This window comes from Herbiconiux sp. L3-i23 (genome assembly GCF_023734115.1).
GTDB lineage: Bacteria > Actinomycetota > Actinomycetes > Actinomycetales > Microbacteriaceae > Naasia.
The window spans coordinates 25,852-46,583 of sequence record NZ_AP025737.1; the positions used below are offsets into that span (position 1 = coordinate 25,852).

Here is a 20,732-nt window from a genome sequence, read left to right on the forward strand (position 1 = left end):
CGCAGCTCGATGCGGGTCGAATCCGGGCATGGCGAAGCCGCCGGGCTGCCGGCGGTGCTTGGGTGTCTCGAGCTGGGCTGTCTACGTGCGGGAAGGATGACGGGTACGTCGTCCATCCAGAGGCTTCGCTCGCATCGGCTGAAGCAGATCCGAGCGGCGCCGCGCCTTTCTCCGGGGCGACTTCGGATCGCGGGGAGCCTCGTGACGGTCGAGGAAGGTCTTGAGCTTGCGGATGTTGCCGCCGACGACTCCGAGGGTCGCCATCAGGTACTGGTAGGCGTAGCCACGGCCGGGTCGTCTGTACGGGTTGGCGATGTCTTCGTGGTGCCCGCTCTTGAGGTAGGCGTTGGCGCCTTCAACGGTTGAACGCAGCCCGTAGTACTTGATCCACTGCTTGGACCGGAAAGGGAAGTGCTGCCGGTATTTGAGTCCGACGGTTCCCGGAATGGACACGGTTTTCGAAGTGGGGCGCGGGAGGATCTCACCGGTGATCCGGTCGACGTACTCGTCGTCGTCGAGTTCGGGCACGAAGTAGCGCTGGAAGCCGTCTCCGTCGGGTCGGCCCTTGGGCTTGAGTCGGAAGCGCTCGCGTTCGTCGATGCGGGCGTTGCGTTCGTGTTCGGTGATGCGGCCCTCGCGGAAGTCCCGCTCCGCGTCGATCAGGGTGCCGCGCTTGCAGTGCACGTACCACTGACCCTCGACCAGGATGAACTGCTCGTACGAAGCGCGAGTCCCTAGTTGGTTGATCTTGTAATCGAACATGAAGCGGTGACCCAGTGCCGTGAGCGGGCTCGCGAAATTGTCGACGTGTAGCCCGTTGTAAGCGCGGTCGACGGCGACGAATCCGGCGGGATGTCCGACGTCGGTGAGGTGCTCGTACATCATCCTGGGCGCGCGGGTGATCTCCGAAGGAGGGTGGTAGCCGACAGCAGCGAAGAGCAGGGGGAAGTCAGTGCTGTCGGCGTCGTCGTCGGGATGGTTGCGGATCATCGCGGCCAGCTCCAGCTCGTACCCGTAGAACCGCTTCTCCCGGGCCTTGCCTTTGCCGTTGTGATCTCCGGTGCGGATGTACCAGTTGGCATCGAAGTCCACGGAGTAGGGGACACCTTCATCTGACTTGCCGCCTTTGCCTAGGACAGCGATGAAGGTGGCGTCCAGGGCAGAGTTGCCCTGCCAGCCGGTCACATGCTTGCCGGCTAGTTTCACCGAGGCGGTGACGAGCGCGTTCATGGAGGCGTCGATTCGCTTCTGGCGGATGGCCTGAACCGCGGGGTCGCGCCACTTCAGCAGTTCCTGTGCCTGCTCGGGACTGAGGATCTTCTGTCGGGTGATGCGCTCTCCGACGGGATCCCACCTGGTCCTCGAGCGATGTATCTTCGTCCGCCCTTGCCAGGATGTCCATGTCGTTGAAAGCGTGATCGATGGCTGACCTGCAGGCGTACCACAGCAAGCCCCTCAGGAGCAGACCTTGTCGCTCATCGTGGGCCCGCTCGGCTGTGGTCTCCTCGTCATCGGACCGGCCTGGGAGGAAGAGATAGTCGATTCCTTGCAGGCGGGCGGCGTCAGCGATCAAAGTCGCTTCGCTCCTCCCAGCTGTCTGGGTGTTCCGGATCTGATCGCCGCGCCACGCGGCAACATCGACAGGCGGGGCCTCGCGTGTTCGCCAGAGGACGAGGCCTAGCTCGACTCCGGGGAGTTGCAAGGGTGGTTCGAGAGTCAGGAAGGCATTGATCGCTTCGACGTCGCTCGATCGGATCACAGCCTCTAGAGCGAGCTTCTTGTCGGCGTCAGTCGCCCAGCTGTTCGGGCTGTTGATGCGGTTGATCGCTGCGCTGCGGAGCGGCCTTGGTCGCGCGTTGGGCGAAATCATGTCGGGAGGCGCGAATTATCATCAGAGCTGCCAGCAACGCTCCGAGTGCCAACCAGATGTCGGCCACATTGCCGATGAAAAGTTCGCCGTAGGCGAGGAAATCGGTGACATGGCCGATGCCGAAGCCAGGGTGAGCAAAGAGGCGGTCGGCGAGGTTTCCGGTGGCTCCTCCCCAGACGAGCCCGACAGCAGCCGCCCAGGAGAGAGTCTTGGTGTGAGCTGCGACCCAGAACAGACCAATCACGGCCAATGTGGCGATCCCGGTGAGAAGCAAGGTGCTGCCGGAACCCAAGGACATGACGGTGCCGGGATTGTAGGTGAGTTCCAGGCCGAATAGATCGCCGACGAGGGGTGTCCGTCCCCGCCCCGATAGCTCAGCGATGGCAACCGCTTTGCTGACCTGGTCGATTACGACCGCAGCTGCCGCGATGGCCGCTGTAACCCCGAAGCGCTGCCAGTTGACGGTGGGGGTGAGTAAGTGTTCTCGGACGCTGGTCATGGGTGAACCGTAACGGGTGCCGCTTTCGATGAGGCAGTGGCCAGGGTGGCCAGCAGCAGTCCACGAGAAGTAAGCGCCGCGAAGCTTCCATTCTTAGATAAGAGCGAGCTAGCTCATCTGGGACTCTTACAGGCGCTTGGCAGCCTTCGTACCGTGACCAGCGTTGTGCCTGCCCATCGGGCGCTGTGGCGGGTTCGGGGTTTCAGTCGTCGTGACGCGTGTAGATGGCTGAGTCCGCGAGTAGGTGCGGCGGTGTTGGCCGGCCTGATGATGGACGCGGGATTCCCCGGGCTCGGCTGGTGGCCGGTCACCTTCCTCGGCATCGCGGTGCTGTTGGAGCTGCTGCATCGAAGCTCTGTTCCGGTCGCGTTGGGGCTTGGAGCGGTCAGCGGTTTGACCTTCTACCTCGCGCACGTCTCATGGACCGCGGAGTACCTCGGACCAGTCCCGTGGTTGGCGCTATCGGTGCTCGAGTCGACGATTTTCGCCGTCGGAGCGGCAGCGATCGCGTTCCTCTGGGCTCTGATCGAGCGGGTTTGGCCGACTCGGGCGGGTCGGCTGGTAATGGTCCCGCTCGCGGTTGGGGGGACCTGGGTAGCCCGGGAGACCGTGGCGGGGAGTTGGCCCTACGGAGGGTTCGCGTGGGGTCGGATCGCCTACTCCCAGTCGGAGGGGCCGTTGGCGCCGCTGATCGCCTGGGTCGGAGTCTCAGGCTTCAGCTTCGTCGTCGTCGCGACCATCGTGCTGAGCATCCAACTCCTCTGCCGCCGACGGCCTCCTCTTCGATCGGTGAGCGCAGTGGTCGCGCTGGGTGTGCTCTTGCTCGCGTTCCCGGTGTGGCAGCCGACGACGTCGGGATCTCTGCGTGTGGCGGCGGTGCAGGGTAACGGACCGGCGGGGTACTTCGACGCCCGAGCGAGCGGGGACCTCATCGCAGCTCAAATCGCCGCGACCGAGGCTGCCGTCGGAACAGGGGCGGACGTTGTCGTATGGCCCGAGAACAGCATGGACGAAGACCCGCTCAACTCGGCCACCACCGGACGGCGCCTGACAGATCTGTCCAGGACACTGTCTGCACCCCTGGTGGTCGGGGCAATAACGCAACGCGACGGCCTCTACTACAACAGCTCACTGGTCTGGACTCCCGACGGCCCCACCGGGCTATACGACAAGAATCACCCGGTGCCCTTTGGCGAGTACGTTCCCGACCGGGCGTTCTGGTCTCTGCTTGCCCCTGAGCTCATTGACTTAGTGAAGCGTGACTATCAAATCGGCACTCTCGCCCCGGCGGTCGACGTCGGAGGAGTAAAAGCCGGTGTCTCGCTCTGCTTCGACATCGTCGACGATCGCCTCATCACTCAGATGATCAAGGAGGACGCGCAGATCATCCTCGCCCAAACGAACAACGCCGATTTCGGTCAAACCGACGAGGCCGCGCAGCAGCTGGCCATCGCTCGATCGCGCGCCATCGAAACCGGCCGGACCGTCGTCAACATCTCAACCGTCGGTCGTAGCCAGATCATCCTCCCCGACGGCACGACCTCGGCGGAGATCCCCGCCTTCCAGCCCGGCAGCCTCGTCGACGATGTTCCGCTCGTGGAGGAGGACACCCCAGCCACCGTCCTCCGTGACGTGATCGCGTCAACGATCGCGCTCTGCGCCCTCGTTCCCCTCCTCGCCGGATCCCTCGTCGTGCTCGTCGGACGCACTCAGCGCCGCCGCATCTTCTGAGGCGGCATCGCCCGCTGCTGCGGCGGCTGCCGCCTGAGCCTCGAGCTCCAGACGGATCTGCTCCCGAGACTCCTCCCGATAGCGCACCCGCCTGACCCGCCGCATCATGTCGACTGCGATCAGCACAGCGGCGGCGGCCACCACCAGAATCGCGGCGAAGCCGAGCGGCCCCGGCGTGATGACATTCGGGTCGAAAGTCGCCGAAGGAGACGGCGTCGGGAATGGAGCAGGAGTCTCTCCTCGGACGGCTTGAAACATCAACGGCCCTTTCGCGTGACTCGACACCATGGCCTCAGTCTGGCACAATCTGCGTATGTTCGAAGATAGCCAGGTTACTGAGTATGATCCTCAGAACCAGAACGTCGAAATCGCGGCGGAGTTGTTCGCCATGCTCTCCGACCCGACACGGATCCGGATCGTCCTGATTCTCTCGAGCGACGAGCGGTCGGTGAACGAGATCGCAGAATTCCTCGACAAGGCACCGACAACCGTTTCTCAGCACCTGGCCAAGCTGCGTATGGCGCGGCTGGTGGCCACCCGTCACGAGGGCAACCGGGTGTTCTACCGGCTCGCTAACGATCACGCCCGGCAGCTGGTGCAGGACGCTCTCCACCAAAGCGAGCACACCACCGGAGGGCCCCTCCGGCACGACGACTCCCGGGCGGACCGCTGATGGCCCACGACCACGCGCAGTCGACTGCCGGACACCCCAACCGGCTCCGCCTGGCGATCGCGCTATCGCTGACGAGTAGCGTCCTCATCGTCGAACTCATCGGCGCGGCCATCACGGGAAGCCTTGCCCTCCTCGTCGACGCCGCACACATGTTGACCGATGCGGGAGGGCTAGCGATCGCGCTGACTGCCGCGACCCTCATGCTTCGCCCGCCCACCTCCCGCCGGACCTGGGGTTTCCGGCGGCTGGAGGTGCTCGCGGCTCTCGCGCAAGCCGCCGTTCTCCTCGCCGTGGGGGTGTTCGCTTTCATCGAAGGAGCTCGCCGACTATTCGAGCCTCCAGAACTTCCTTCCAGTGAGCTGCTGGTGTTCGGTGTCATCGGATTGGCTGCGAACGTCCTCTCGATCCTGGTGTTGAGCTCAGGCCGGAACAGCAACCTGAATCTCAAGGCTGCGTTCCTCGAAGTCCTCAACGACGCACTGGGCTCCGTCGCCGTCATCGTCAGTGCTCTGGTCATCACGTGGACCGGCTGGTCCGGTGCCGACGCGATCGCGGGGATGCTCATCAGCGCCCTGATCGTCCCGCGAACACTCCTACTGATGCGGGACTCGAGCTCAGTCCTGCTGGAGACCACGCCGAAGAACCTGAATCTCGACGAAGTCCGCTCCCACATACTCCGGATGCCGGGTGTGATCGAGGTCCACGATCTGCACGCGTCGTTGATCGGAACCGGGCTGCCGATTCTCTCGGCGCATGTCATCGTCGACGACGCCAGATTCCGTGACGGGTCGGCACCCGAGCTCATCCGGCAGCTGCAGGACTGCGTGGCACAGGACTTCGACGTCAAGATCGAGCATTCGACGTTTCAGCTGGAGCCGGCCGATCATGGAGACCGCGAACACACCGGCCACTCGTGAGCCGCGGCGGCGACATAGTGCCGCTTTGTTACGATGTGGGCGATAAGAGGGTGAGACGAGGTGACGGATGAGCAAGTTGAATGGCTCTTCCGCGACCTCGGGAACTTCCCGTGCACTCGTCGCCTGGCTGCTTGTCCTCGGAACGGTGCTGGCTTTGCTGCTGGCCCACTCAGCGGAGCGCCCTCACGCCGACTCAGACGCTGGCACACGGTTCGCAGTGTCACTTTCGACGCCTTCGCCTGACTTGATCTCTCAGCAGTCTTCCTCGAACCTTGTGAGTTCGGGTCCTTCGACCGAACTCGTTGGACTGCAGGACTTGGATGCGGGCCTTCTGTGCCTCACCCTTGCTATCGGCTGCGTGATCGCGCTGCTGCTCGCTGCGTTACGACTCCCTGCCCGCGCGAGCCTCCTGCTGACTCTGCTTCCGCGACCTGGCCCTATCGGCAGCTCTTCCGCCGACAAGTTCGACGCTTCTAGCGCTTCGACTGCTTTCCCCGCGATTCTGCGCGTCTAGGACGGGCCGAGCCGGCGTACCCCCGCGCCGAAAGCTTCACCCATCCTCCAGATGACTTCGCTCGATCATTCGAGCACGCAGGAAAGCACGTGCACACCACACCCACATCCCCATCGGACGTTGACACCCCCGCCCCTACCCGAAGGTCTCTCAGGCAAGCACGTTCGAGCCTGATCCGCCCGCGCCCTCGCACTATTGGACGCGCCCACGCCAGGCGGCGCGCCCACACCGAGTCCGCCCGATCTCGATCGTCGGTGCGTCGTTCGGTCGTATCGGTCGTTTCCGCGGCCCTCGTCGCAGGATTAGCGATCGCCACCTCCCTACCCGCAATCGCTGTTGGTCCCCCAGACGAGACCGGTTCCGCCCCAGCATCGACGATTTCCGCTGGTTCTCAGGAACTGAAGATGACCACGTCCGCGCCTGCATCGCCGATCACCCGTGACGGGTACACCGCCTCGACACCGACTCAGGTCGCTGCGTTGCAGAGCATGCGGACCGCACCGACCTACGTCAACGACCTCACCTCGCCGGTGCAGTGGCCGTTTCCCGCCGGTGTCCCGTTCAGCGACATGTATGGTCCCCGCTCGTGCGACGGCTGCGCATCGTTCCACAAGGGCATCGACATGCTCCCGGGAGTCGGCACCCCGATCCAGGTGATCGCCGACGGGACGGTCATCGAGACCGGCGAATCCGACTCGGGGTTCGGGGTCTACGCCATCGTCGAACACGTCGTGGACGGGCGTCGAATCACCACCTTGTACGCGCACATGCAGTGGGGCTCCCTGCTGCTGGAACGAGGACAGACCGTCAGAGTCGGCGACGGCGTGGGGCGGGTCGGAAGCACCGGGCTGAGCACCGGGCCGCACCTGCACTTCGAGGTCACCGAAGACGGCCAATCAGTTGATCCCTACGCATGGCTGACAGAAAAGGTCGGACGATGAACACCACTCAGAACACCAGCCGGACACGCCGGATCATCTACCTCGTCGCCGGCTTGGTCGCCGCGGCTGCAATCGCTGTAGTGATCGCAATCGTGGTCAACACCACTGCCCGCACGGCGGCGCTCACCGAAACCGACGGCCCGGCCCAGGTTCTTCGCGATGACACTCACCGGCTCGACGTCGCCGAGAACGGTGAGGTCACACTGGTGGAGTTCCTCGACTTCGAATGCGAAGCCTGCGGAGCCTTCTACCCGTTTGTCGAGGAGTTACGAGCCAGGTACGACGGCCAGATCACTTTCGCTGTCCGGTACTTCCCGATCCCGAGTCACAAGAACTCGGAGAACGCCGCGATCGCCGCGCAGGCGGCATCCGAACAGGGGCAGTTCGAAGCGATGTACGAGCGGCTCTTCGAGACCCAGACGCAATGGGCGGAGAAACAGGACTCACAGGCGGCGGTATTCCGAACCTACGCACAAGAGCTGGGGCTGGACATGACCGACTACGACGCAGCGGTCGCCGACCCGGACACGCAAGCTCGCGTGCAATCGGACTTTGCTGACGGGATCGAGCTGGGTGTAGAAGGCACCCCCAGCTTCTTCCTGAACGGCGAGAGACTCGAACCAGAGTCCGCGCAAGACTTCGTCGACGCAATCGACGCCGCCCTAGCGCAATGAGAGCCGTCCCGGCAGCTGCGGCAAGCGTGCTCGTCATAGGGGTCCTCGCCGGCTGCGCCAGCGCCGATCCCATCGCCGAACAGTACCGCTCCGGCAGCGAACAGAACTACGTCGCCGGAGACGGAAGCGTCCTCGAAATCGCGGCAGAATCGCGCGACGAGCCCGTCACCTTCGCCGGTGAACTCGACACCGGCGGCACCCTGTCAAGCAGCGACTTCGACGGCGACATCCTGGTGGTCAACTTCTGGTACGCCTCCTGCCCACCATGTCGGGCGGAAGCCCCGGATCTCGAGGCGGTGAACCTCGCATACGCCGACAAGGGTGTCTCCTTCCTCGGCGTGAATGTCCGGGACGACAGTGCAGCAGCTCTGGCCTTCGCCGACACCTTCAATGTCACCTACCCCTCCCTCCTCGACCGCGAAGGCAGGATCCTTCTCGAGTTCAGCGGCCTCGTCGCGCCGAACGCGGTGCCCACGACCCTGGTCCTCGACCGCCAATCTCGGGTGGCCGCACGAGTCCTCGGCCAACTCTCCGACCGGTCGATCCTCGAGTCCCTGATCGACCGCGTGCTGGCAGAGAAGTGACACCACGCAACCGCACCCGCAACCGGTGCAAAGGCAGAGCCGCCGCCTCCTGGGCCGCCGTCGCGATCATCCTCAGCCAGGTCCTCCAAGGCGGAGCGGCAGCGGCCGCCGAATACCCGACCTGGGCAGAAGTCGAGGCGGCACGCTCCGACGAGGCGACCAAACGGGCCCAGATCGAACGCCTGTCGGCAACCGTGGCTCAGCTCGACGCGGAAGCCAGCGCCGCCCGCGTCGAGTCCGACCGCCAATCGCAACTCTTCGAAACCGCGCAGGCCGCCGTCGACGAAGCAGCACAAGAGTCCACGGACCTGAGCGCCCGGGCCCAAACTGCTCAGCAGCAGGCGAACGAATCGAAGCGCCAAGCCGGCCGAGTCGCCGCGCTAATGTCACGATCGGCCACCATGGGAGTCGCTGTCGAAGCGCTGCTCCAAGTCGACGGCGCCGAAAACCTTCTGACCCGGCTGGGCTCCGCGGCCCGCCTCAGCATCTCGCTCGGCGCTGTCCGCGAGAGCGCAGAGCGAGACCAACGCCAGGCGACTGCGCTACTCGGACAAGCCGAAGTCGCCCTCACCGAACGACAACGACTCCTCACCATTGCCGACAACACGATGCGCGCCGCAGCAACAGCAAGCGCGGCAGCCGAAAGCAAGCTCGCCGAGCAGCAGCAGTTCGGCGAACAACTCAGGGCACAACTGGCCGTTCTGGAGGAAAACCGGGCCGCCACCGAGAGTGACTACAGCCGAGGTCAAGAGGCGAAGCGCGCAGCAGAACAGAGCGCCCCAAACTACGACTCCGGTCAACTCAGCGGCCAAGGCTGGGCCCGCCCCGTGCCCGGCCGCATCACCGACCCGTATGGGCCAAGACCCCAACAACCGGTGGCAGGAGTGAATCCGTTCCACTACGCCACCGACCTCTCCGGCGGATGCGGAACCCCGATCTACGCCGCTACCAGCGGGACCGTCGACTACGCCGGATGGTTCGGGACTTACGGTAATTGGCTCCTCATCGACCACGGCTCCGGCGTTCAAACCGGATACGCCCACACCTCCAAGCTCCTGGTCAGTCAGGGGCAGCAGGTGGCAGCCGGTCAAGTGGTCGCGCTGGTGGGAACCACCGGCGCCTCCACCGGCTGCCACCTGCACTACGAGGTCAGAGTCGATGGAGCTCGAATCGACCCCGAGCCGTTCATGAGCAGCAGGGGAGCTCCTCTTGGCTAGCGCCTCGACCCGGGACCGCGACCTGCCGCCCGTCGCTCGCGGCAAACTGGTCGCCCTGATGGTCCTGCTGCCGGCGATCAGCGTCCTCGCCGCCGCGACAGCCTTCTCAGTGGTCGTCCCGTTCGAACCGGCGGTACTGGACAGCGGCGGCACCGTTGTCACGCTCGGAGCACCGATCGTGAAGTCCACACTCAACCTCACTATGGCGACCACCGCGGGGGCGCTGGTGCTCGCCACCGTCGTACTCCCTCCCGGCAGGTCTCGAAACCGGGCCCTCGACGTCGCCACCATCGCCGCGGCCTCCAGCGTCCCCCTCATCGCCGCCGGCGCGGTGCTGTCGTTCCTCGGCCTCGCCGGCCGCTTCGACCCGGCAGTCTTCCTCCCCGCCTTTGGTCAGTACCTCACCGAGATCGAGCTCGGTCAGGCCTGGATATTCACATTCCTCGCCACCGCGATACTCGCGATCCTTTGCTTTGCAGCACGAGGAGCGTGGACGGTCGCCTTCGCAACCGTCCTGTCCCTTCTGGCGTTCGTCCCGCTGGCGCTTCAAGGCCACGCGGCCGGTGCGGGAAGCCACAACTCCGCCTCCTCGGCGCTGTGGCTACACATGAGCGGGGCGGCGGTCTGGATCGGTGGACTCGTCGTCTTGTGCATCCTTTGGCTGAAGCGGGACGCCCGCACTCCAACCGTCGCTGCTTCGACCCTGGAGCGCTACTCCACCATTGCGCTGCTGTGCTTCGTCGTGGTCGCCGTATCCGGCACGATCGGCGCCGCGATCCGATTCCAGACCCCCGAGCAGCTGATCACCACCCCCTACGGATGGCTGATCATCGCCAAAGTCACACTGCTCTGCGCACTGGGCATGGCTGGCGTCCTGCACCGACGGATCTCGATCAGACAGGTGCGTGCCGGCAACCTTCGGATCTTCTGGCGCCTCGTCATCGCGGAGATCGCTCTGATGGGCTTGGCGGCGGGAACCGCCTCGGTGCTCGCTCGGACACCGATCCCGAAGAAAGAAGAGCTCGCGGTGACCGCCGCTCAGCGGTTGACCGGGCAGCCGCTACCACCGTTCCCCGACCTGCCGGCGCTGCTTCTCTCCTTCACCCCGGACCCCATCTGGCTGCTCGCCGGCGGCATCGGGGCCGTCGCCTACTCGATCGGAGTCAGCCGGCTGGCTCGGCGGGGCGACCGTTGGCCGGTCGGGCGCACCGTCAGCTGGCTCACCGGACTGGTCGTTCTCGTTTACGCCACGAACGGTGGAGCGGGCCTGTACGGCACCTACCTGTTCAGCGCCCACATGGCCAGCCACATGCTCCTCGGGATGGTGGCTCCGATCCTCCTGGTCGCGGGAGCACCGATGACCCTCGCTCTTCGAGCAATTCCCGCCCGCACTGACGGCAGCAGGGGGGTGCGCGAATGGTTGATCGCCGCGACGAAGTCCATTCCAGCCCGCATCCTCACCCACCCGATCGTCGCCGCCGGCGTTTTCGGAGTGTCCCTCATCGTGTTCTACTTCACACCGCTGCTGGGATGGGCGGTAGAAGATCCGATCGGTCACCAGTGGATGGTCGCGCACTTCGTGATCACCGGGTACCTGTTCGCGTTGAGCCTCTTCGGCGCCGACCCCATCCCGTACCGGGCTCCCTACCCGCTGCGGCTGCTGATCTTGCTCATCACAATGGCGTTCCACGCGTTCTTCGGACTCGCCATCATCACCTCGGGCAACTTGCTGCTGCCGGACTGGTACGGCGTCATCGCGACCGGATGGGGAATCAATCCGCTAGAGGATCAGCGGGTTGCCGGCGGGATCGCCTGGGGTATCGGCGAAATCCCCGCGCTGGCATTAGCCCTTCTGATCGCCGCCCAATGGTCCCGCTCCGATGGGCGAGAAACCCGCCGACGAGACCGCCACGCCGACCGTACCGACGACGCGGAACTGCGCGCCTACAACGATCGACTGCGACGTCTGAGCGAGAAACGTGGACGCTGACTCGCTGCCCATTCCACCGGAGGGCGCTCCGGACCTGCTCGCGTTCCTCAGCCCCGGCGACGCGGTCGTGCCGGTTCTCCCGGTAGCGATGACCGTCATCGCGGCGCTGTACCTGGCCGGCCTCATCCGGGTGAAACTATCGGGTCGGGCATGGCCGGCGTGGCGAGCCGTCAGTTTCCTGGTGGGCTGTCTGGCCGTCGTCGCGACCACCGGCCTCGCGCTCGAGGACTACGGGTACCGCATGTTCTCGGTGTTCATGTTCCAGCAGCTGACCTTGATGATGGCGGTGCCGCCGCTACTCGTTCTCGGAGCGCCAATGAGGCTTCTCCTCGATCTCCGCCTGCGGTCGTCGGCCGGGCGTCGGATCACGGCGGGAGTCATCGCGGTCATGCGGTCTCGAGGATTCGGGTTCGCGCTGCAGCCGGCGTTCACCATCCCGCTGTTCCTGCTGAGTTTCTACGGCCTCTACCTCACTGACCTCGCCGACCTGCTGCTCGGGTCGATAGTCGGCCATGTCGGACTCGAGGTGTTTTTCCTTGTTGCAGGAATGCTGTTCACCGTTCCGCTGCTGTCCACCGGTCCGATGCCGTTCCGGATGACTCATCACGGTCGGCTACTGGATCTGTTCGTCGAGATGCCTCTGCACGCGTTCTTCGGCGTATTTCTGATGATGGGCACCCGGCCGCTGGTCAACCTGTTCGCAACACCACCCGTCGCCTGGGACATCGACCCCATCGCCGATCAAGCGGTCGCCGGAGGGCTTGCCTGGTCCTACGGAGAGGCACCGACACTGATCATGATCCTGATCATGCTCGGACGCTGGTACCGAAGCGACACCCGGAAAGCGCAGGAACGAGACCGGCGGGTCGACCGAGACGGGGACGCCGAACTCGAGGCCTACAACGAGCGTCTCCGTCTCGCGGCGGAACGCGACCACCGGAGACTATGATGCACCGCCCCTACGACCACATCACCGAAGAGCCCGACCGTCCAGAACTGGCAGCTCCCCGCCCGCGAGCCCGCCACCGGGTCGCACGCTTCAGCCGTTGGCTCTGGACCGAACTGACCAGCATGAGAACCGCGCTGGTCCTGCTGCTGCTGCTGGCCATTGCCGCCATTCCCGGATCGCTGGTACCGCAACGAAGCGCCGACCCCAACGGGGTCGTCCAATACACCGACAACAACCCGCAACTGGCGGAGATACTCGATGCACTGCAGGTCTTCGACTCGTACTCCTCGTTTTGGTTCTCCAGCATCTACCTGTTGCTGTTCATCTCGCTGATCGGGTGCCTCGTCCCCAGGATCCGGCACCACTGGGCCGCGCTACGCGCGCGCCCCCCGAGGGCACCCGCCCGCTTCACCCGCATGCCCGCCCACCACAATCAAGAGCTCCCATCAATGACAGCCGAAACAGCGGCTCACGCCGCCGAAAGGCTGCTCAAGCGGCAGCTCTACCGGGTCAGCACCGAGGTCACCCCAACCTCGATCGCGGTCAGCGCCGAGCGCGGGTACATCCGCGAGACCGGAAACCTGGTCTTCCACCTCTCGATGGTCGGCGTACTCATCGCCGTCGGTCTCGGCGGCGGATTCTCTTACACCGGACAACGGGTTCTGGTCGAAGGGGAAGGGTTCGCCAACACGCTCAGCGCCTATGACTCGTTCAACCCGGGGCGCTTCTTCACCGATACCCAACTCGCCCCGTTCGCCCTCACCCTGGACGATCTCGCCGTCGACTACGAGACGGAGAACACCAACGCGATCGGACAACCCATCGATTTCACCGCGTCCGTGTCTACCAGATGGCAGGGAACGGAAGAAGCCATTCCGCAGCAGGTGAAAGTCAACGAGCCGATCAACGTCGCCGGAAGCGACATCTTCCTGCTCGGAAACGGTTACGCCCCTGAGATCACCGTCACTTCGCCGGCGGGCGACGTTGTGCTGCAGGAGAAGATCCCGTTCCTTCCTCAAGATGCCTTCTTGACCTCTCTCGGAATCATCAAGGTTCCCGATGGGCTCGCCGAGCAGATCGGCATGATCGGCTTCTTCTATCCGACTCAGACTGTGGGAGACAGCGGTGCCTACTTCTCCGAAAACCCCGACATGCTCAACCCCGTCCTCACCCTCAATACGTTCACAGGAGACCTGGGCCTGGAAGACGGGATTCCGCGCTCCGTGTACGCGTTGGACACCAGCGAGCTCACGCAACTGACAGGAGGGGACAGCGGTGTCGACTCGATCGAACTGCGACCCGGTGAGAGCGCTCAGCTTCCCAACGGGCTCGGTACCGTCGCACTCGGGGAGGTGCCAAGATTCGCGTCCTTTGACATCAGTTTCGACCCGGGCCAGACCTGGGTCCTGATCTTCTCGATCGTCATCGTGGCAGGGCTGCTAGCCTCGCTGCTCATTCCGCGGCGAAGGATATGGGTGCGGGTAAGCCAGAGCGGCGACGGGGTTGTCGCCGAATACGCAGGCCTGGCTCGAGGGGACGACCCCGGTCTGGAACGGGTCGTCGAAGAACTCGCCACCCAGCACCTCGACACGCTGCAACGCGCGGGTGGGGGAGCCATGTCTGACACCCCCACCCACACGATCTAGCGTCGCCGCAACCGCATTCCGATCGCGAGCCCCACAAGTCCGCCGATCACCAGAACACCACCGACGCTGAGGCCGACAATGAGGCCAACGGTGTCCGTAGGCGACTCAGCAACGCCATCGGAGGGCGTGGCCTCAGCCTGCGCCCCCTCGGCGCACACCGGCGGGGTATCCGAGCCGACCGATGCCGTGTTCCCGTCCGCTGGCACGAAGTCGAAATCGAACGCATCCGAGATCGTGTGACCATCGGTTGAGACCGCGCGCCAGGTCACGGTATAGCGACCCGGTTCGCCGAGCTCGACCGGCATCGACATGGTGTCATCCACCAGATCGACGCACCCGTCGCCGTAAAATGCCCCCGCACCATCCTCGACCCGGATGACGAATGCGTTACCGATTCCGTTGAGATCGAGAAGCGCGTCGCTGAACCTGAGGGATACCTCGTCCACTGTCGTGGCCTCGGCCCCCTGGGATGGAGTGGTCTGCAGCAGTGAGTCGTGCGCCTGAGCCGGCGCCGATGGAAGGGCGATAAGTGCCAACGCAACCGCCGCGGTCACGACGATTCGTCGCTTCACCGTGCGCGCCTGCCGCTACGCACCAAGGCGGCGATCGCCAGCGCCCCAGCAAACACGGCGACCGCTAGAGCACTGATCGCCAGTCCGAGCAGGAGCCCCCCGTTCTCGTTGGGAGCAATCGACTCGTCATCGGCGGCGCCGACCGAGGAAGCAGAGCCGTGCCCGCCTTCCGGAGCTGCGTCATTGATGTACAGCACTGGGGCTGGGCTGAGGGACTCATCCGACTCGTATTGTTCGGGCGTTGCCGACCAATCGGATACCTCGCCGTCGTCATAGCTCTGAACGACGGGAAGCACGAGATTTCCCGCTTCGGGAACCGGACCCACCCGGATGGTGAAGGTTTCGAACGCGAACGGCGCGATCCCTCCCTGGGGGTCCGCCGTGTAGATCACCCGCGTCGGAGCCGTGGTGATCGTGGTCTCACCTACGGTGACAGGCTCCGCGAGCTCTTCCTGAAGCACCGCTGTCGTCCACCCCGGGATCGCTTGATATCGAACATTGACCAGGGGGGTGTCAGTGGGCAGAAGAATCTCCACCTTGGTGGTGGAGGCTGTTTCCGATTCGTTCGGAATGGTGAAAGTGAGAGCCGCGGTTTCGCCCGCGGCCGCCGAACTCGGGCTGAGACCCACGTGAGCGTTGGCTGCAATGGCAGGGGCGATGGCCAGGACGGCGCCGAGGGAAAGCGCGGCAAGCGCGCCAAAGGACTTTGTTCTCATTATCGGATGTGCTTTCGGTTCAGGCCCTAGGGGCCAAGTCAGAGAAGGATGTGGACAGGGCCAACGGGCGGCCCTCTCCTCCACACCCACCTCGACGGAACCGAGTCGATGCGCTCCCGCGCGGGCGGGATGAACTCGAGCTTCTGCGGGAACCGAGGAAGGACTACCGCGGTCAACCGGGTGACACCACGGACGCGGCGGACGACCGTAGCGATCGTTGCGTCGAGCTGCCGAGTGCCCACCACCGTGTAGAGAACGGTCAGGACTGCGGCAGCAACGTGCAGCCAGGCCATATCGGCATGTTGATCGCCGCCGGTGAGCGTCAACATCCCGATCGGCGCACCATGGTGGCCCCCGGAGGGGACGACGGACGGGGTGTGGCTGGAAAGCCCGAAGATCGCGTGGTAGACGAATTGCGCGCCGCCGACTCCAACGCACAGACGCACGAGGCTCGGTTTGGAGGCAGAGACCGCGATCGCGATGATCACACTCGCGGCGAACGCCAGGGCGATCGCAGCGGGGGAGGGAAGGCACCCGGACGCGAGAGTGTGCGCGCCGAGCGCGACAGCGGTCGAGAACGACCCGACTGCGCTACCGCGTTTGACGCGGGACTGACGGGCAGCCAGGACATCGGCTTCCGGTCGTCGGGAAGCTGCCGGGCTCCGCCGCTTCATCTCCGACCTCCGACATCGAGCCTAGCCTGAGCGGCGACAACCGGCGATCTCGCGCCTTCAGCGGTCACCCGTCGAAGGGCCGTTGCGGGGTTCGCCCTGAAAGTCGATCACAGCAGAGGATACGTCGCGGTCGTCGCGGGGCCTTCGGTAAGTGATTCGGTCCGCCCAGCGGCGCAACGAATGGGAAAAGACGAGTAGAGCGGTGACCGCGACGAGAAGGCCCGCACCGAGCAACCAATCTGATGCTGCGGGCTCTACAGTCGGGTGTGGCCGCGGCGACATCGCCTCCACCGCAACAACCTGGCCCGCCGGGGGAGCGGAAACGCCAGACGCGGGTGGAGTCAACGCCTCTATCCCGGCGCTACCCGAGTTCGGCTCGATCACCCGTCGACTGTACATGATGCGCTGTATAGTCACTGCATGCTGACTATCGCGAGCAAGCTCGACGTCATGAACCGACTCGGGCGGGCGATGGCCGATCCGACGCGGTCGCGGATCTTGATGGAGCTCTTGTCGGGCCCGGGCTATCCGGCCCAGCTCGCCGACGTGCTCCAGATCTCCCGCACCAACGTGTCGAATCACCTGACCTGCCTGCGCGGCTGCGGAATCGTGGTAGCCACCCCTGAAGGGAGGCAGACTCGTTACGAGATCGCCGACCCTCATCTGACCCAGGCGATCACGTTGCTGGTCGACACGGTTCTCGCGTACGACGACGGCGTCGCCTGCTCAGGTGACGACTGCGACGTGCCGCTGTGCTGCTCCACCTCGAAGCGGTCGTCGGCAGAGGTGTCGCTGTGAGCGAGGAGTGCTGCGGCCCCGACGAGACACGCAAAACCCCCTCGCCGGTGCGTCTGCAGCTCACGAGGCCGATGACCGGCGGGGATGGATGCTGCGGTCCACTCGACGATGGGTCTCTGGGTGCAGTCCCGCACGATCGCCAGAAACGGCAGCACCTTGCCGGTGACGCGTGCTGCGGCCCGGAGGGGCCAGCCGTGCCTCCGACGGACCATGAGAGTGTCGAATCAGAGGTAGAAGAGAATCGGCCGCCGGTCTGGCGAGACATCGCGCTGCTTCCGCCCGCCGTCGCGGGCCTGGCTCTGGTCAGCGGCTATGTGTTCGAATGGTCGGGGCTGGGGATGCCGGCTCTGATCCTCCAATGGGTGTCGCTCATCGCCGGGGCCTACACCTTCGTGCCCGGCGCGGTACGCCGGTTGATGCACCGCCGGTTGGGCGTCGGTCTGCTGATGACCATCGCCGCGGTCGGTGCGGTCGCGCTCGGACATGTCGGCGAGGCAGCAACACTTGCGTTCCTCTTCTCACTCGCAGAGGCCCTCGAAGATCGGGCGATGGATCGCGCCAAGGAGGGACTGAAGGCGCTTCTGGCTCTCGTTCCTGCAACGGTTCGCATCTCCCGCCTTTCCGGCGAAGTCACGGTCCCTGCCGCGGAGGTGCAGGAGCTCGACATCATCGTCGTCGGCGCCGGCGACCGGGTCGCCACGGATGGTGTCGTCGTCGAGGGACGATCGAGCATCGACACTTCCGCCGTGACGGGCGAGTCCATACCCGTCGCAGTCGGGCCTGGCGACGAAGTTCCAGCCGGGGCGGTGAACGGGGCGGCGACATTGCGCATCGAAGCGACAGCCGACGGTCGCGACAACTCACTTACCCAGATCGTTCACCTGGTCGAGCAGGCGCATGCTCGAAAGGGGGACCGCGCTCGCCTGGCCGACCGAATCGCACGACCGCTGGTTCCCGCAGTCCTGATCGCGGCCGCTGTCGTCGCTCTGCTCGGAGTTCTCGTCGGCGACCCCGGACTGTGGGCCGAACGCGCACTGGTGGTGCTCGTCGCTGCGTCGCCGTGCGCGCTTGCCATCGCCGTGCCCGTCACCGTGATCAGTGCTATCGGGTCGGCGTCGAAGTTCGGCGTCATCATCAAATCGGGTGAGGCCTTCGAACGATTCGGCACGATTCGTACGATCGCCTTCGACAAGACCGGCACTCTCACTCGCAATGAGCCGCAGGTCGTCGACGTCGCGACGTCCGCCCCGCGAACCCGTGACGAGGTGCTGGCTCTCGCGGCCTCGTTGGAGGCGAACAGCAATCACCCGCTCGCATCGGCGATCACCGCCGCGGCCGCCGGCGACATTGCTCGCGCCGCGGACGTGGTCGAGGAGGCCGGTCACGGCGTCAGCGGCTGGGTCGACGGAGCCGCCGTGCGTATCGGAAACACTCGATGGTTGAATCCCGGCCCCTTGGAGGCTGCGTCGGACGCGATGGCGAACGCTGGCATGACGGTTGTCGTGGTGGAGATCAACGGTGAGATCGCGGGGGTGATCGGAGTGCGCGACGAACTGAGACCGGAGGCGGCGGAGACCATCCGCATGCTCGCCGACCAGGGTGTCGCAACCGTCATGCTCACCGGTGACAATGAGCGCACCGCGAAGGTGCTCGCCGCGCAGGCCGGCATCGACGACGTCCGCGCCGGTCAACTGCCAAAGGACAAGGCCGAAGCGATGATCACCCTGGCCAGTGCCGGCCCCACCGCGATGGTCGGTGATGGAATCAACGACGCGCCCGCCCTCGCCAGCGCCACCACAGGGATCGCGATGGGATTGAAAGGCTCCGCGGCGGCGATCGAGTCCGCTGACATCGCTTTCACCGGCACCGACCTGCGGCTCATTCCCGACGCTCTCCAACACGCCCGACGCGGCCGTCGCATCATGACGGTCAACATCGGGTTGGCTCTGACCATCATCGTCGTGCTCTTTCCGCTGGCGCTCTTCGGAGTGCTGGGGCTTGCCGGAGTCGTGCTCGTTCACGAAATCGCGGAAGTCGTCGTCATAGCGAACGGAGTCCGCGCGGCTCGCCGCCCCAAACGGTCAGCTGGCGGGGCCGACGCTCGTGTCTTCCAGCGAGAGCTCGCAGGCGCACCGACGTGAGACGCCGCACGGCAGGGAGGCTGTGAGATCGCGACTCTGTGAAAGAATCTGCGCATGGATGCAGATAAGACGACTTGCGGGCGGCACCCCGAGAGTCCCTACGTCGAGCTCGCCGTCGAGATCTTCGCGATGCTCGCCGATGCCACGCGGGTGCGGATCGTCCTGGCATTGCGGAACGAGGAGCTCTCTGTCAATCACCTCGCCGATATCGTCGACAAGTCGCCGGCGGCCGTCTCGCAACACCTCGCCAAGCTCCGCCTCGCCCGCGTCGTCGCCACACGGCAGGAGGGCACCCGCGTGTTCTATCGACTCGCGAACGAGCACGCGAGCCGGTTGGTGAGCGACGCGATCTTCCAGGCCGAGCATGCACTGACCAATACGCCTGCTCACCACCGCGAGCACACAGCCGACGGCCTGGGCTGATGCTCGGCGCCCTCCGGAACGCGGGTGTTCAGGCAGCACTGGCTTCCGCGGTGCTCTTCGGTGCCGGCACGCCCCTCGCGAAGCTCCTGCTCGAGGACGTCAGTCCGTGGCTGCTCGCTGGGCTGCTCTACTGCGGGTCCGGAGCCGGTCTGGGGCTGTATCGCCTGATCCGGCGCCCTGCGCGCGTCACGATCGCGCGCTCCCAGCTGCTTCCGCTGGCCGGCGCGGTCGTCTTCGGTGGAGTCGTCGGGCCGGTCCTTCTCCTGGTCGGCCTCTCCAGCATGCCGGCGTCGGGTGCGTCCCTACTGCTCAACGCGGAAGGCGTCTTCACCGCCGCGTTGGCCTGGTTCGTGTTCCGTGAGAACTTCGACCGTCGCATCGCGCTCGGCATGCTCGCCATCGTCGCCGGCGCCATCGTGCTCAGCATCCCCGCCGGAGCGACCTTCGGCAGCCCATGGCCCTCCCTGGCGATTCTTGGCGCATGCCTCAGCTGGGGGCTCGACAACAACCTCACCCGCAAGCTCGCCCTCACCGACGCCACCTGGCTGGCCGCGGTCAAAGGCGGCGTCGCCGGGCCGGTCAACCTCGTCCTCGCGTTCGGTCTCGGCGCGCAACTGCCCGGAGCGCTCGCAATCGGCGCATCGATGGGGATCGGGCTGGTCTCCTACGGCGTCAGTCTGGTGCTCTTCATCGTGGCCATGCGCCATGTCGGCACCGCCCGCGCCGGTGCTTACTACTCGATCGCTCCCTTTTTCGGAGCGGTTCTCGCGCTCGCCCTCGGGGAACCGCTCACCTGGTCGGTGGTGGTCGCTGGCGTGCTGATGGGGCTCGGCGTGTGGCTACACCTCACCGAACGGCACGAGCATGAGCACACGCATGACGCGATCACGCACGATCACTGGCACACGCACGACGAACATCATCAGCACGATCATGACGCCGGCACGGAAGCCACGGTGATCGGCTGGCACCGTCACGTCCACACCCATCAACCGATCACCCACACGCACGAGCACTACCCCGACGCTCACCATCGCCACCGCCACCGCCAGCGAACCCAAGACGCGCATTCTTCTTAGGAACGCACTCCCTTGCCTTGGAAGGTCCGCAAGAGAATCCCTAAACGGTACGGCCGGCAAGCATCACCAGGGAGCGGGCGAGATGAGCCCGCGATCAACGGAATTTCGAGCAGCTCTAGCTTGA

At 65.2% G+C, this 20,732-nt stretch carries 20 protein-coding genes; 14 read left to right on the forward strand and 6 right to left on the reverse strand.

Going from position 1 to position 20,732, the window contains the following annotated elements; genetic code table 11:
- Window positions 1-81: 81 nt before the first annotated feature.
- Together NGH83_RS00135 and NGH83_RS00140 are read right to left on the reverse strand one after the other, a co-directional pair.
- The gene (locus NGH83_RS00135) at window positions 82-1,230 is read right to left on the reverse strand and encodes a hypothetical protein (RefSeq protein WP_251857073.1); all 1,149 of its coding nucleotides are present in this window, start codon (window positions 1,228-1,230) and stop codon (window positions 82-84) included.
- A gap of 557 nt (window positions 1,231-1,787) precedes the next feature.
- Window positions 1,788-2,369 (reverse strand): signal peptidase II, encoded by a 582-nt coding sequence (locus NGH83_RS00140; RefSeq protein WP_251857075.1) that lies wholly within the window; start codon window positions 2,367-2,369, stop codon window positions 1,788-1,790.
- Between the two features lie 252 nt (window positions 2,370-2,621).
- Here NGH83_RS00140 and lnt point away from each other — a divergent pair, with 252 nt between their 5' ends.
- Complete coding sequence (gene lnt, locus NGH83_RS00145) at window positions 2,622-4,100, forward strand: apolipoprotein N-acyltransferase (RefSeq protein ID WP_251857077.1); 1,479 nt, start codon at window positions 2,622-2,624, stop codon at window positions 4,098-4,100.
- Here the strand turns inward: lnt and NGH83_RS00150 are convergent.
- Complete coding sequence (locus tag NGH83_RS00150) at window positions 4,011-4,388, reverse strand: hypothetical protein (RefSeq protein ID WP_251857079.1); 378 nt, start codon at window positions 4,386-4,388, stop codon at window positions 4,011-4,013. The genes lnt and NGH83_RS00150 overlap by 90 nt on opposite strands.
- Before the next feature lie 25 nt (window positions 4,389-4,413).
- On the opposite strand from NGH83_RS00150, the gene NGH83_RS00155 reads away from it, so the two are divergent.
- The 9 genes from NGH83_RS00155 to NGH83_RS00195 all read left to right on the forward strand — a co-directional run bounded on the left by NGH83_RS00155 (window position 4,414) and on the right by NGH83_RS00195 (window position 14,205).
- Window positions 4,414-4,773, forward strand: coding sequence for a metalloregulator ArsR/SmtB family transcription factor (locus NGH83_RS00155; RefSeq protein ID WP_251857080.1), 360 nt, complete (start codon window positions 4,414-4,416; stop codon window positions 4,771-4,773).
- Complete coding sequence (locus NGH83_RS00160; protein WP_251857081.1) at window positions 4,773-5,690, forward strand: cation diffusion facilitator family transporter; 918 nt, start codon at window positions 4,773-4,775, stop codon at window positions 5,688-5,690. Before NGH83_RS00155 ends, NGH83_RS00160 begins: the two co-directional genes overlap by 1 nt.
- A 918-nt stretch (window positions 5,691-6,608) precedes the next feature.
- On the forward strand, window positions 6,609-7,145 hold the full coding sequence (locus NGH83_RS00165; protein WP_251857082.1) for a M23 family metallopeptidase: 537 nt from the start codon (window positions 6,609-6,611) through the stop codon (window positions 7,143-7,145).
- Complete coding sequence (locus NGH83_RS00170; RefSeq protein ID WP_251857083.1) at window positions 7,142-7,819, forward strand: thioredoxin domain-containing protein; 678 nt, start codon at window positions 7,142-7,144, stop codon at window positions 7,817-7,819. Before NGH83_RS00165 ends, NGH83_RS00170 begins: the two co-directional genes overlap by 4 nt.
- The gene (locus NGH83_RS00175) at window positions 7,816-8,403 is read left to right on the forward strand and encodes a TlpA disulfide reductase family protein (RefSeq protein WP_251857084.1); all 588 of its coding nucleotides are present in this window, start codon (window positions 7,816-7,818) and stop codon (window positions 8,401-8,403) included. The genes NGH83_RS00170 and NGH83_RS00175 overlap by 4 nt, the downstream gene beginning before the upstream one ends.
- Entirely contained in the window at window positions 8,400-9,620 is a 1,221-nt protein-coding gene (locus NGH83_RS00180; protein WP_251857085.1) for a M23 family metallopeptidase, read from the forward strand. The genes NGH83_RS00175 and NGH83_RS00180 overlap by 4 nt, the downstream gene beginning before the upstream one ends.
- Window positions 9,613-11,610, forward strand: coding sequence for a cytochrome c oxidase assembly protein (locus NGH83_RS00185; RefSeq protein WP_251857086.1), 1,998 nt, complete (start codon window positions 9,613-9,615; stop codon window positions 11,608-11,610). Before NGH83_RS00180 ends, NGH83_RS00185 begins: the two co-directional genes overlap by 8 nt.
- Complete coding sequence (locus NGH83_RS00190) at window positions 11,600-12,559, forward strand: cytochrome c oxidase assembly protein (protein WP_251857087.1); 960 nt, start codon at window positions 11,600-11,602, stop codon at window positions 12,557-12,559. Before NGH83_RS00185 ends, NGH83_RS00190 begins: the two co-directional genes overlap by 11 nt.
- Complete coding sequence (locus tag NGH83_RS00195) at window positions 12,556-14,205, forward strand: cytochrome c biogenesis protein ResB (protein ID WP_251857088.1); 1,650 nt, start codon at window positions 12,556-12,558, stop codon at window positions 14,203-14,205. The genes NGH83_RS00190 and NGH83_RS00195 overlap by 4 nt, the downstream gene beginning before the upstream one ends.
- Here NGH83_RS00195 and NGH83_RS00200 read toward each other — a convergent pair.
- Genes NGH83_RS00200 through NGH83_RS00210 form a run of 3 tightly spaced genes read right to left on the reverse strand, consistent with a single transcriptional unit; the run spans window position 14,202 to window position 15,981 of the window.
- Window positions 14,202-14,777 carry a copper resistance CopC family protein gene (locus NGH83_RS00200; RefSeq protein ID WP_251857089.1) on the reverse strand — a complete coding sequence of 192 codons (576 nt, stop codon included), beginning with the start codon at window positions 14,775-14,777 and terminating at the stop codon, window positions 14,202-14,204. The genes NGH83_RS00195 and NGH83_RS00200 overlap by 4 nt on opposite strands.
- Window positions 14,774-15,493, reverse strand: coding sequence for a YcnI family protein (locus NGH83_RS00205; RefSeq protein WP_251857090.1), 720 nt, complete (start codon window positions 15,491-15,493; stop codon window positions 14,774-14,776). The genes NGH83_RS00200 and NGH83_RS00205 overlap by 4 nt, the downstream gene beginning before the upstream one ends.
- Before the next feature lie 38 nt (window positions 15,494-15,531).
- Window positions 15,532-15,981 (reverse strand): hypothetical protein, encoded by a 450-nt coding sequence (locus NGH83_RS00210; RefSeq protein ID WP_251857091.1) that lies wholly within the window; start codon window positions 15,979-15,981, stop codon window positions 15,532-15,534.
- 606 nt (window positions 15,982-16,587) lie between these two features.
- Here NGH83_RS00210 and NGH83_RS00215 point away from each other — a divergent pair.
- Genes NGH83_RS00215 through NGH83_RS00230 form a run of 4 tightly spaced genes read left to right on the forward strand, consistent with a single transcriptional unit; the run spans window position 16,588 to window position 20,608 of the window.
- On the forward strand, window positions 16,588-16,965 hold the full coding sequence (locus NGH83_RS00215) for a helix-turn-helix transcriptional regulator (RefSeq protein ID WP_251857092.1): 378 nt from the start codon (window positions 16,588-16,590) through the stop codon (window positions 16,963-16,965).
- A complete protein-coding gene (locus NGH83_RS00220; RefSeq protein WP_371872703.1) occupies window positions 16,962-19,106 on the forward strand; it encodes a heavy metal translocating P-type ATPase in 2,145 nt (714 codons plus the stop codon). The genes NGH83_RS00215 and NGH83_RS00220 overlap by 4 nt, the downstream gene beginning before the upstream one ends.
- Before the next feature lie 54 nt (window positions 19,107-19,160).
- Complete coding sequence (locus NGH83_RS00225) at window positions 19,161-19,529, forward strand: metalloregulator ArsR/SmtB family transcription factor (protein WP_251857093.1); 369 nt, start codon at window positions 19,161-19,163, stop codon at window positions 19,527-19,529.
- Window positions 19,529-20,608, forward strand: coding sequence for a DMT family transporter (locus tag NGH83_RS00230; protein WP_251857094.1), 1,080 nt, complete (start codon window positions 19,529-19,531; stop codon window positions 20,606-20,608). The genes NGH83_RS00225 and NGH83_RS00230 overlap by 1 nt, the downstream gene beginning before the upstream one ends.
- Window positions 20,609-20,732 lie beyond the last annotated feature (124 nt).